This is a genomic window from Mesorhizobium sp. LMG 17147, from assembly GCF_024297145.1.
Lineage (GTDB): Bacteria > Pseudomonadota > Alphaproteobacteria > Rhizobiales > Rhizobiaceae > Mesorhizobium.
On the sequence record NZ_JANCTC010000011.1, the window covers coordinates 146,098 to 157,865 of the forward strand.

Here is an 11,768-nt window from a genome sequence, read left to right on the forward strand (position 1 = left end):
TGCCTCACGTCATAGGGGGAACGCCTGGGTCATGGCATACAAGGGCAGGAAAGTTCTGGTTACGGGCGCCGACGGGTTCATCGGTTCGCATCTCACCGAAGCACTCGTCCGCAGCGGCGCCGACGTCACCGCTCTGGCACTCTACAATTCCTTCGACAGCCACGGCTGGCTGGACGATTTGCCCGACACCATACGAAGCCAGTTGAATCTCATCCGCGGCGATGTTCGCGACAGCGCGTTCCTTAACCGGATCGTGCGTGGCCAGGCGGTCGTGTTTCATCTCGCCGCACTGATAGCTATCCCGTATTCGTATGCCGCTGCCCAGTCCTATGTGGAGACCAACATCCTGGGCACGGTCAATGTTCTCGAAGCGGCGCGCCAATGGGAGACGGAGCGCGTAGTGCACACTTCGACGAGCGAGGTTTACGGCACCGCGCTGACAATGCCTATCAGCGAATCCCACCCGTTGCAGGGACAGTCACCATATTCGGCATCCAAGATCGGCGCGGACATGATGGCGGAGTCCTACGCCAGATCGTTCGACATCCCCGTGGTCATCATGCGGCCCTTCAATACGTACGGCCCGCGCCAGAGTGAGCGGGCCATCGTACCGACCATTATACGCCAGGCTCTCGACAAAAAATGCCCGGCGATCATGGTGGGAGACACAAGCCCGATCCGCGACCTTACTTTCGTGGAAGACACCGCGGCGGCGTTTTTGACCGCAGGTTCGGCCGACCTCGAATTTGGCCATGCCTACAACGCCGGAAGCCAGCGCGCTGTGACGATCTCGGACATATTGGATCTGGTGATCGAACTGAGTGGCTGCAAGAAACCAATTCACCGCGACGAGCGCCGCCTGCGGCCGCAGAATTCCGAGGTGCGTGCCTTGCTGGCCGATTCTTCGCTCCTCGAAAGCAAGACTGGATGGCGTGCCCAGACCAGCCTGCGCGAAGGCTTGGAGCGGACCATCGGATGGTGGCAAGGGCGTCTCAGCGAAGGCCGGGTGCGACACGAAATGGGTTACATGACATGAGCTTTCGCCCGGGAGGATTGGCTCCGCTGTTGATTGCGGCCGCGGTATTGCCGGATTCGAACCAGAAGGAGATTGCCGCCAATGGTCCTCGTTAGTCGAATCCTTCTTGTCATGCTCGGCATGTTGGCCGCCATGGAAACTGCGGCTGCAGCGGAAGCGCGGGCTGCTTATCGACTTTCCGCCGGCGATACCGTCGAGATAGGAATTGCATCCATCTCTGAGCGGACACAACGTGCGGTGGTCCAGATGGACGGCACGATCGCGCTTCCCGAAGTCGGGATGGTTTCGGTTGGCGGCCTCACTCCGGCCGAACTGCAGACACGCATGCAGACGATCTTGCCAACCAAGATATTCCACCAGCGGCTGCCTGACGGGCGGGAGCAAATGATCGTCATCAAGCCGACAGACGTGACCGCCGTGGTTGCAGAGTACAGGCCGATCTATGTGACCGGCGACGTGCTCACTCCCGGACAGCAGGCCTATCGCCCGCTGATGACCGTGCGGCAGGCAATTGCCGTGTCAGGTGGCTTCAGCCTTTTGCGGTCCCGGGCAAACCAGGTTGGCCCCGATCCGGTGGATCTGCGGCGCGATTATGAGTCGCTTTGGGGGGAATACACGAGAGACTATTTTCACAGCGCCCGTCTCCGCGCCGAACTTCAGGGTAAGTCGACTTTCGACATGCAGCCACCACAAGGGTCACCCTTGTCGGCAGGTTTTGCGTCGGCGATCGCGCAGGCCGAAGCAGAAGGGCTGAAGCTCTCGTTGGACAATTTCCAGAAAGAGCAGAGCTTTCTCGATAAAAGTGGCAAGGATGCTGCAGCACAAAGCGAGACCTTGCTCGAGCGCGAGCGGGCCGAAGCGGATGGGGTGAAGGCGGACGAAGACGAGCTGGCGCGCGTAAGGAAAGCATTTGAGTCGGGAAATCTAACCAATAACCGGCTCGCCGACGTCCGGCGCGCTTTGGTGCTCTCTTCCAGCCGGGCACTCGAAACCTCGGTTGAACTTATGAGAGCACGACGTCAGCAGGAGGATTTTGCCAGACAGCGCGAACGCAATGACAACCAAAGAAGGATCGGTCTGCTGACCGAGCTGAAGGATACCAACGTGCGCCTTGCCGACGTCAGCGCAAGACTTCGCGCCGCCAGCCAGAAGTTGCAGCCCACGGGAGCGGCCGCCCTGCCGTTGCCGGTTGCCGGCGAAAGGATCCAGGCCGAGGTCACGATCATTCGCAAGCTCGGCGAAGAATGGCGGAAACAGCTTGTCCAAGAAGACACCGAGGTCATGCCGGGAGACACGATCGAGGTCAGGTTCAGCAGCGCTCTCGAAAACGCGGCGACCCGATGAATCGGCCGGGCTGCCGGTTGAGAGTGTGGCAGCCCCCTTACTGCCTGAAGGCCCTGGAGAACTGGTCGGTAAGAGGCTTCATCAAGTAGGACCAGACACTGCGCTCGTCGGTTCTTATGTGGACTTCGGCGGGCATGCCGGGTTTGAGTATTTTCTCTCCAGTCAGGCAGGTCGCTTCATTCTCGACGTCGATGCGAGCCGAAAAATAGGAAAGCTGGCGTTGCTGATCCTTGATCAGATCCGCTGAGACGCGCTTGACCGAGCCTTCGCAAGCAGGTGTGGTGCCGGCGTCGAACGCCGGAAAGCGGATCGACACCTGCTGTCCGGGATGAATCTCATCGATACGCGACGGAGGAATGGAAGCGTCGACGACAAGGTTGTCGGAATCGGGAACAATCATCATGAGCACCTCTCCAGCGCCAATTACGCCTCCGACGGTGTGGACCGAGGATTCTTGTACCGTGCCCGATTGCGGGGCACGAATGTCTGTCCTGCCGAGTTCGTCTTCGGCGACCACCTTGCGCTCACTGAGTTCGGTCTGCTTGGCTTCCGTTTCGCGAAGTTCGTTGGTCACGTCGCTCCGCATTTGTTCGTCGAGCTGAAGCACCTGCAGGTCCGTTTCACTGATGTGAGCCTGTACCTCCGCTATCGCCGCGACAAGGCGTCCCGATTCGCCGCGAGCCCGGGTCTTCTCCAGGCTGACATTGCTCAACCTCTCCTTGGACACCAACTTCTTTGCGTAGAGAGATTCGACATCTGCAAGGTTCTTGGTCAGCAGATCCAGAGACTCGTCGGTCGCAGACTGCTGCGATTTGAGGCCATCAATCTGACGTTCCAGCTGCTTCGCGCGGCTTTGCAATTGTGCTTTCTGGCCAGCCAGCGCCGCAGCACGGCTTTCAAACAAGGCACGCTCGCCACTGACAAGTGCCGCCACTTGCGGGTCACCCATTTGAGCGCGAAGGTCGGGCGGGATCTGCATTTCCGGCAGACCCTGGCGCTCGGCCTCCAGTCGGGCCAGACGAATGGTGGCGCGATTGAGGTCCTCGGTGATTATCTGCAGGTTTGCTCGGGTCAAGGTGTTGTCCAGCCTGACCAACACGTCGCCGGCCTTCACATGATCGCCGTCCTGCGCGAAGATTCCGCCGATCGTGCCGCCGGTTTGATGCTGCACTTTTTTTATGTTGCTTTCGACCACCACAGTCGCAGGCGCAATCACCGCGCCGGCAATCTTGGTCAATCCCAACCAGAGCCCTCCGCCAAAGACCAACAGCAAGCTGGTTGCCAGGCCCAGGAGCAGATTGGCCCGGATTCCATCCGGATCTTGCTTCGTCCCCAACGAACGGCTCTCGCCACCGGCGGCGACGTATGACGACACGGTGACAGTGGAGCGATACCTCGCATATGCTCGGCCGCACATTTGCGCGGCGGAACGACAATTTGTTGCCAGGCTCCGGACCAGATTACTCCAGAGTAGATTGGCTCGGATGCCACCCGACTCCGGCTTCGCCCCGGTCGGCTGGCCTTCGCCGCCAACCGCAGCATATGGCGACATGGTCACGTTAGACACTAAGCAATACCTCACGCATGCCCGCTTGCACCGTGCTGCAGCGGAACGACAATGTTTGGCTTGTCCGGACGCGGGAAGGGCCGGACCACATTTGCCAGAACGTCTTCGCGCGAGCCGAACGAATGGAGCATCCCGTTCGACAGGACGAGTACCTGATCGATGTTGACGAGAGCGGAGGGGCGATGCGCAACGACGATCACGATACCGCCGCGCTGACGCACAGCCAGGATTGCGCCGGCCAAAGCAGCATCGCCGTCTGCGTCCAGATTGGAATTTGGTTCGTCAAGAACGACGAGGAAGGGATCGCCGTAAAGTGCCCTGGCAAGCCCGACGAGCTGCCTCTGCCCAGCCGAAAGGGCCGCGCCGCCTTCTCCGATGCGTGTTTGAAAACCCTGCGGAAGACGCATGATCATCTTGTCCACGCCCGCAGCCTTGGCAGCTGCCAGCACGCCTTTTGCGTCGCTTTTGCCACCGAACCTCGAAATGTTATCGGCGATCGTCCCGTCGAACAGCTCAACGTCCTGTGGCAGGTAGCCAATATGAATGCCGAGCAGTTCTGAGTTCCACTGATCGAGCGAGGCGCCGTCCAATCTTACCGTGCCACGAAGCGGCTTCCACGCCCCGACCAAAGCGCGCACGAGCGTGGTCTTGCCGGAGCCGCTAGGGCCGACGACCGCCAACCCTGCGCCTCTTGCCAAGCGGAAGCTTACATTGAAGATGGTTGGCTTCTGCAGGCTTGGTGGCGCGACAGTCAACTCTTCGACCGCAAGCTCCGCCTTTGGGCGCGGCAATTCCATTGTCTCTTGCTGGCTAGCAAAGGCATCCAGCGCTGCCGCCAGCTCGGAATAGCTCTTGCGGGTTGCCAGAAACCCTCTCCAGTTTGCGATGGCCACATCGACCGGCGCTAGTGAGCGGCCCAGCAAAATGGACGATGCAATGATCACGCCGGGCGAGGCCTCGCCCCCGATCACAAGGTAGGCACCAAGCCCAAGCACACATGATTGCAAGGCCATTCGGAGCGTCTTCGACAGTGAGCTCGCTGCGCCGACGACGTCCGAAAGCCGTTCCTGGTTCTTCAGATAAAGATGACTGACCTCGTTCCAGCGCCGGCTAAGCGGAGCAGACAGGCCCATCGCCTGAACGACTTCTGCATTGCGGCGGCCGGAATCGGCCAGCAGCCGCTGCGCCACGAGTGTTTCAGATGCACGAGCCGCAGGTTTGCGGCCGATGATCTCGGCAACCACCGTCAAAAAAACAACGGCGCATGCACCGAGCGTTGCCAGCACGCCAAGGGCGGGGTGCAGCAGATAGATGACCACCATATAAAATGGTATCCAGGGAGCATCGAATAAGACCGTCGGCCCCAGCCCGGAAAGAAAGCCACGTAGCTGGTCCAGATCACGAAGCGGGTGTATCCGGTTCGCATCCGGCCCGGCGACGAGGGGCAGGGAAAGCGAGGCTGCAAACGCCTTTTGCTGCAGATTTTTATGCAGGCGGCTGCCGATGCGGACCAACAGGCGAAGCCTCACGAAATCGAGGAGCCCATAGGCCGCGTAAAGTCCCAGCATCCCGACGGTAAATCCGATAAGAGTCGGCACGCTCTGCGAAGGCAGCACGCGGTCGTAGACCTGGAGCATGTAGACGGAGCCGGTCAAGGCGAGGATATTTATCAATGCGGAGAAAACGCCTACGCCGACGAGGCCGTGCATACAGCCGAACATTGCGGAGCGTAGATCGAGCGAGCGCTCTTTGGTCGACTTCATGATGCGCGCTCGTTGACGCGAAATTGCCGCGCAATCTCGTCGATTCTTTCGATGAGGGACAAACTTTAACCTTCCGGGAAGCAGCAGCTCCGCCCCGCTGCTGGAACATTACGAATTGCTTACATATGTGCCTTCTTTGATTAAAATGTAGCAAAATCGTGACGCCAGGCTGAGAATTCGGCAACTGGCTCGCCAGCCTGGGGATAACCAGCTCGAGTAAGGAGATATTCCTAATCATGACACGAGGCAGAAGCTTATGGTCATCTTTGTAGCATCAGGGCTTCAAAGCGTCTGAGGCGGGATTGGGTTTTGATTTTGTCGATCGAGAGTTAAGCGGTTTTAAGATACACTTTATCGGTGCGCCATTGTCGGCCACCAACGCCGGGTAAAACGGGAGGCGAGTGTCGTGAGCGAAGAGATCAATGTCGCCGATGCCTATGGCAGGGGCCGCAGCGCCTTCATGGGACTGCAGCTGCTCGTCTCGCCCGGTGCGCTTGTTCCTCGACCGGAAACGGAACTGCTCGGCAACGCCGCTCTCGATGTTCTGAGCCAACTGAACTTGCCGGTACCTCGCGTTGTCGACATGTGCTGTGGGGCGGGCAATCTGGCGTGCGCCATCGCGCACCACGCCCCCACCGCGCGCGTGTGGGCAAGCGATCTTACCGACGGATGCGTGCAGGTCGCGCGCCGCAACGTCATCCATCTTGATATGGAGGAGCGGGTAACGGTGCTTCAGGGCGACTTGTTCAGCGCCTTCTCCGGCCTGGAGCTTGACGGCACGATCGATGTGGTCGTTTGCAACCCGCCCTACATTTCGGAAAAACGGCTTGAGGGCGACCGTTCGCATCTGGTCGAACTCGAGCCGCGTGAAGCATTCGCAGCCGGCCCCTACGGCCTGAGCATCCACATGCGGGTGCTCAAGGAGGCGCCGCGTTATTTGCGGCGCGGAGGCGTCCTGCTTTTCGAGGTCGGCCTTGGCCAGGACCGGCAGGTCATGAGTTTGCTCGAGCGTTCCAAGGTCTATGAGAGTATCCGGGCAGTCACCAATCCAGCCGGCGAGGGCCGGGTGGTTGTGGCACATACAAAGGCGCAGGCATAAGCGCCACAGTCGCGGCAGGCTTCAGACGCGCTGTCGCGGCTTAAAACAGCCGGGGATTTGAAACAGAGCTGCGGGCTTTCGGCAATCAGTTTCTCTTGCGCATGACGTATCGCGCAATTCCCTGGATGGAATCGAGGTTCTCGGGCAGCAGCTCGCTGTCTTCGACCGTGATGCCGAAGGTCTCCTCGATGAAGCCGATAACCTCGAGCACCCCCGTCGAGTCCACGATGCCCTGGTCGAGAAGCGAGGTGTCGCTCTCCAGGCTGTCCGGATCGGCTATATAGAAATTCGAGGCCAGGAAAGCGCGAATTTGTTCACTGAAGGTATCGGTTCTATCCTTGGTAGATAACATTGATTTCGCCTCCGATAAAAAAGATGAATGCTGATCAACTTCGCTCTGGTGCCGACTCATGACAGGGCCGTTTTTTTGAGTTTGCCCGTGTCGGTCATCGGCAGACTGGGTACGATGACGATGGACTTCGGAACCATGAAGTTTTCCAGCCGTCTCTGGCACTCTTTCTGCAACTGCTTTTCGCCGAGCATGCTTCCCTTCTCCATCACGACAAACGCCTTCACTGCTTGCCCGAGCAGCTCGTCCGGAACGCCGATGACCGCGGCTTCCCGTACGCCGGCAATGTTCATCAACGCGTTTTCCACCTCCTTCGGCGCTATCTTCTCTCCGCGCGATTTTATGATCTCGTCGCCGCGACCGACAAAGTAGAGGTAGCCCTCGGCGTCCATCCGGCAGTAGTCGCCGGTGTACAGGACCTGCTCACCCGGCAGCGGTCCGGGCTTGAGCTTTCTGGCTGTCGCCTCCGGCTTGCCCCAATAGCCCTTCATCACCGTCGCTCCGCGGATGACGAGCTGACCAACGACGCCGGGGCCGACCCGCCTGTCATGCTCGTCGACAATCCACATTTCCGTGTTGGGGATGGCGATCCCGACGCTCAACGGCTTTCGCTCAAGATCGTCCGGCGGCAGGTAGGTGCAGCGCTTGCATTCGGTAAGGCCGTACATCGAATAGATACGGGCCCCAGAAAACAGCTCCTGCAGCAGGAGAATGTGCTTGAGCGGCAGGGCGGCCGCAGTGTTGGTGACATAGCGAATGCTCGAAAAATCCTGATCCCTCAGAGATTTGAGCTCCCCGAGTGCGGCAAAGATGGTCGGTACGCCGGGAAAGCCCGTCACCCTTTCTTGCTTGATCAGCCCAAGGATCTGCGCCGGGAAGGCGAACGAACGCTCAAGCACCAGCCGGGCGCCCGCGCCGAACGCCATGATCATCTGGTAAAGACCGTAGTCGAAGGCGAGCGGCAGGACATTGAGGATCACCTCGTCTTCAGCAAGCGCCAGGTATGAGGAAATTGAGGCGCATGCGGCGATCATGTTTCGATGCGTCAGCATCACGCCCTTGGGCTCGCCCGTCGAGCCGGACGTATAAATGATCGCAGCGAGATCGATGTCGATGCAGCGGCGCGCGGGCGGCGTGCTGCGGCCTGCCGCGACCGCGGTATCCCAGCGCACAGCATGTGGCAGTTCTTGCAGGTCGTTGCGTTCGATCGGCCCGGAGACGATCATGCGGCGCAACGATGGGCAATTCCGCGCCGGGTCCCTGAAAATCGAGTGCAGGTGTTTGTCGGTGATCAGTGCCGTCGGGCGGCAATCGTTGAGCAAATAATCGAGCTTGTCGCTTTTGGTGAGCGGATTGACGATGCACACCACGGCGTTGGCCTTGAGCACCGCCCAGAAAGCGACGACGGCCTCGACAGTGTTGTCGGCGAAGATCACCACTCGATCGCCACGTGCAATTCCAGCCTCGGTCAAATGGTGCGCTATGGCGTTCGAGCGCACGTCGAGATCGCCATAGGTGACACGTTGATTGCCGCACACCAGGGCCACCTTGGCGCCGAGCCGGCTGGCAGAGTTGGTGAGATAGTCGTGCAGGAGCGGTACGGCGCCATTCATCATGCGAGCACCTCTTCACGATGCTCGCGGTCGATATCGATGCTGAGCTTGAGCGTGCGAGCCCCACTTGGACGGCTCGCGATAAATTGCCGATGGAGAAGCTGCGTCGACAGCACTCCGACCAGCGCCATATTGTCGGAGTTGGACAGGTCGCCGCCGCCGGCGCTGGCTTGGCACTTGCTCAGGAGCCGGGTAACCGATTTGGGATCGAAGACGTTCGCTTCGCGCAGCGCCGCCTCCGAAAGTGCTTCGCGAATGTAGGCCGGAGCGCCATCTGCGACGAAGCAAAGCGCGTTGGGGGCCCGGTAAGGCTGTTTCTTGCGGGTGACGATTTCCGACGGCACGATAGGTTGCGCCACACGTTTCAGCACATGCTTTTCGTCGAGCACGCGCAGCTTGTAGGCGGCCGGAAGCGAATTCGCGAGCCTCACGAGTTCATGGTCGAGGAACGGGAAGCGCCCCTCGACGGAATGAGCCATGAGCATCCTGTCCCCTTGTGAGGACAGCAGGTAGCCCGACATCAGCGTCTGGATCTCGATATACTGGTCCTGCGCAAGAGAGCCCCATCGCGAAAACTCCGGCGGCAGGCGGGCAAGCAGCTCGGACACGGCGTTATGGCGCTCCGTTTGGGCGCGCATGTCTGGCGAAAACAGCCGCTTGATGGCGCTCGTGGTACGCCAGCGCGTGCCATGCGCAAAACCAGGCGCATCACAGGCATGGATGTCGCGCCCGAAGAACTGGCGTGCCATCGCTTGCTGCTGTACCGGCGAGCGGCTGAGATAGGGATAGAGGCGCTCCAGCAAACGGGAGCGTCGCTTCGAGGCGGGCTGGCGTCCCCAGAAGCGGCGGACCTTGCCTTCGCGGAACAAATCGTAGCCGGCGAACATTTCGTCGGCCCCTTCGCCGGTCAGCACGACCTTGATGCCATGCTGGCGCACCAGTCTCGAGAGCAGGAACAGCGGCGCCGGCGCGGTTCTTAGGATTGGCCGCTCGGCATGGTAGATCACCTCAGGGAAGATGCCAGCGATATCGCTGCGCGAAACAACCACCTCATGATGGTCACTGCCGGCCGCGCCGCCAATCAGGCGCTGGAAATACGTCTCATCATATTCGGCGTCGGCAAAACGCAGCGAGAAAGTCTGGAAGCGCTCGCCCGCGAAGCGTCTCCCCAGCGTGGCGACTAGTGAGCTGTCGAGCCCGCCGGATAAATAGCAGCCAACCGGCACGTCGGCGCGTACTATCCTGAGCGCCGTCGCGGCCTCCAGGGCGCTGCGCACTTCCTCCACCGCGTCATCAAGCGAGCCGCTGAATTCATCATCGCCAGGCCCGTCAAACTCTGGATAGGCAGGCTTCCAAAAAGCCCGCTCGCGAACGACGCCGCGGTCATAAATGCGGACGTGCCCAGGCGTGAGTTCGCTTACTCCTCCAAACACGCCTTGTGGCGGCGCGACAGTCCAAAGAGTAAAAGTCTGATCGATGCCGGCTGGATCGAACGCGCGGGGTATGTCCGCATCGGCCGCGAAAATGGCCTTCACCTCGCTGGCGAAGTAAAGCCGTCCGCCATGCTCGCAAAAGTGCAGCGGGCAGATGCCGAACCGATCCCGCGACAAGACGAGACGACCAGCCACGGAGTCCCAGATGGCGACTGCCCACTGCCCATTCATTCGCTCGAAAGCGGCCTCGCCCCAGGCATGATAAGCATGGACGATGACCTCGGTGTCGCTGCGTGTGCGGAAGCGATAACCGAGCGCGGCCAGGTCTTGTCGCAGCTCGACGTAATTGAAGATTTCGCCGTTGAAGACGATCCACATCGTGTCGCCCGCGCCGGCGAGTGGCTGCTGGCCGCTCGCGAGATCGATGACGGACAGGCGGGCATGCGCCAATCCCGCACGTCTGTCCCGGTAAAGGCCGCGCTCGTCCGGGCCGCGATGCGCCAACGCGCCCACCATGCGCATCAGCGCATCCCGGGAAGGGGGAGCCGCGGCGCCGCTCAGCGACACAATTCCGGCGATGCCGCACATCGCCTAGCCCTCGCCCATTGAAGAGGACACCAACGGCCGCGCGTGAAGATAACGTGCGGCGCGCCGCTTGCTATCGATATCCTTGAAAACCTTCTGGACCTGCGCCTCGGTGAGGCCGGTTGCCTGAGCGATCTCTCCGTCGGCTATCCCGTGGTTCAAGCCGTAGAGGCACAGATCCATCAAATAATAAGGCAGCGCGAAGTAGAACTCCTCCTGACTCTGCGGCATCGAGAAGGTGTCCGTGGTGGGCGGTCTTCGCCGGACCTCTTCCTCCACCCCAAGATATTCGGCCAATTGATAGACCTGGGTCTTGTAGAGGTGGACGATTGGCATCAGGTCGGCAATTCCGTCGCCTTGCTTGACGAAGAAGCCCTGGTCGTACTCCAGGCGGTTCGGCGTGCCCGCTACCGCGTAGTTGAGGCGGTCGGCATGGTAGTATTCGGTCATCTTGCGCAGGCGCTGCTTGTAATTGGTTGCCGCGACGATCTGCAGATAGGCTGCCGACGGCAGACGCACCGTGTCGGTCCTGCCCTCGGGATCCTGAACCGTGAGGCGCGTGATGTTGAGACCGTTGCTCTCGAGAACCGAGGCGAGCACCAGCTTGCATTTCCAGCCGTCCCCATATTCGGGAACGACAGTCTTGATTGCTTCGGTCTGCCGTCTGTAGGCGCCGATCGCTTCGAGGGCCGGCGTTATGTCCTCCAGGACCGTATCGATACCAAGCTGCGCGGCGACGGTGCGGCCGAGCCTTAGCGAGTCGCCGGAGGAATGGCGCTCCGGCATGAATATCCCGAGGACCTTGTCTTTTCCAAAGGCGCGAACACACAACGCCGCGACGACTGAGCTGTCGATGCCGCCTGAGAGGCCGACAACCACCCCTCGACGTCGCAGCGTGCCAAAGACTTGCTGGCGCAAGATCTGGACGATGCGATCGACTTCCGCGCCAGCGTCGAGCACCAGGGCGTCCTTGCCGAAT

The 11,768-nt window shown here is 60.4% G+C and carries 9 protein-coding genes; 3 read left to right on the forward strand and 6 right to left on the reverse strand.

The annotated features are described in order from the left end of the window. Window positions 1-31 precede the first annotated feature (31 nt). Together NMG46_RS20455 and NMG46_RS20460 are read left to right on the forward strand one after the other, a co-directional pair. Window positions 32-1,036 carry an SDR family NAD(P)-dependent oxidoreductase gene (locus tag NMG46_RS20455; RefSeq protein WP_254819384.1) on the forward strand — a complete coding sequence of 335 codons (1,005 nt, stop codon included), beginning with the start codon at window positions 32-34 and terminating at the stop codon, window positions 1,034-1,036. Between the two features lie 81 nt (window positions 1,037-1,117). Beyond that, the gene (locus tag NMG46_RS20460; RefSeq protein ID WP_254819385.1) at window positions 1,118-2,380 is read left to right on the forward strand and encodes a polysaccharide biosynthesis/export family protein; all 1,263 of its coding nucleotides are present in this window, start codon (window positions 1,118-1,120) and stop codon (window positions 2,378-2,380) included. Between the two features lie 37 nt (window positions 2,381-2,417). Here NMG46_RS20460 and NMG46_RS20465 read toward each other — a convergent pair whose 3' ends face one another. Together NMG46_RS20465 and NMG46_RS20470 are read right to left on the reverse strand one after the other, a co-directional pair. Then, window positions 2,418-3,755, reverse strand: coding sequence for an HlyD family type I secretion periplasmic adaptor subunit (locus NMG46_RS20465; protein WP_368389307.1), 1,338 nt, complete (start codon window positions 3,753-3,755; stop codon window positions 2,418-2,420). A 203-nt stretch (window positions 3,756-3,958) separates the two neighbouring features. Then, window positions 3,959-5,710, reverse strand: coding sequence for a type I secretion system permease/ATPase (locus tag NMG46_RS20470; RefSeq protein ID WP_254819387.1), 1,752 nt, complete (start codon window positions 5,708-5,710; stop codon window positions 3,959-3,961). A gap of 406 nt (window positions 5,711-6,116) precedes the next feature. On the opposite strand from NMG46_RS20470, the gene NMG46_RS20475 reads away from it, so the two are divergent. Then, window positions 6,117-6,809 carry a class I SAM-dependent methyltransferase gene (locus NMG46_RS20475; protein WP_254819388.1) on the forward strand — a complete coding sequence of 231 codons (693 nt, stop codon included), beginning with the start codon at window positions 6,117-6,119 and terminating at the stop codon, window positions 6,807-6,809. A gap of 85 nt (window positions 6,810-6,894) precedes the next feature. Here NMG46_RS20475 and NMG46_RS20480 read toward each other — a convergent pair whose 3' ends face one another. The 4 genes from NMG46_RS20480 to nadE are packed head-to-tail and all read right to left on the reverse strand — an operon-like array spanning window position 6,895 to window position 11,749. Beyond that, entirely contained in the window at window positions 6,895-7,161 is a 267-nt protein-coding gene (locus NMG46_RS20480) for an acyl carrier protein (RefSeq protein WP_254819389.1), read from the reverse strand. Window positions 7,162-7,217: 56 nt separating this feature from the next. Next, window positions 7,218-8,774, reverse strand: a complete 1,557-nt coding sequence (locus NMG46_RS20485) for a class I adenylate-forming enzyme family protein (protein ID WP_254819390.1) — start codon at window positions 8,772-8,774, stop codon at window positions 7,218-7,220. Next, window positions 8,771-10,792 carry an asparagine synthase (glutamine-hydrolyzing) gene (asnB, locus tag NMG46_RS20490; RefSeq protein WP_254819391.1) on the reverse strand — a complete coding sequence of 674 codons (2,022 nt, stop codon included), beginning with the start codon at window positions 10,790-10,792 and terminating at the stop codon, window positions 8,771-8,773. Before asnB ends, NMG46_RS20485 begins: the two co-directional genes overlap by 4 nt. 3 nt (window positions 10,793-10,795) lie before the next feature. Beyond that, window positions 10,796-11,749 carry an NAD(+) synthase gene (nadE, locus tag NMG46_RS20495; RefSeq protein WP_368389308.1) on the reverse strand — a complete coding sequence of 318 codons (954 nt, stop codon included), beginning with the start codon at window positions 11,747-11,749 and terminating at the stop codon, window positions 10,796-10,798. Window positions 11,750-11,768 lie beyond the last annotated feature (19 nt).

Excerpts from the sequence above, each read along its gene's own strand:
- NMG46_RS20455 (WP_254819384.1), top strand. The coding sequence starts at position 32 with ATGGCATACAAGGGCAGGAAAGTTCTGGTTACGGGCGCCGACGGGTTC.
- NMG46_RS20460 (WP_254819385.1), top strand. The coding sequence starts at position 1,118 with ATGGTCCTCGTTAGTCGAATCCTTCTTGTCATGCTCGGCATGTTGGCC.
- NMG46_RS20470 (WP_254819387.1), bottom strand. The coding sequence starts at position 5,710 with ATGAAGTCGACCAAAGAGCGCTCGCTCGATCTACGCTCCGCAATGTTC.
- NMG46_RS20480 (WP_254819389.1), bottom strand. The coding sequence starts at position 7,161 with ATGTTATCTACCAAGGATAGAACCGATACCTTCAGTGAACAAATTCGC.
- NMG46_RS20485 (WP_254819390.1), bottom strand. The coding sequence starts at position 8,774 with ATGATGAATGGCGCCGTACCGCTCCTGCACGACTATCTCACCAACTCT.
- asnB (WP_254819391.1), bottom strand. The coding sequence starts at position 10,792 with ATGTGCGGCATCGCCGGAATTGTGTCGCTGAGCGGCGCCGCGGCTCCC.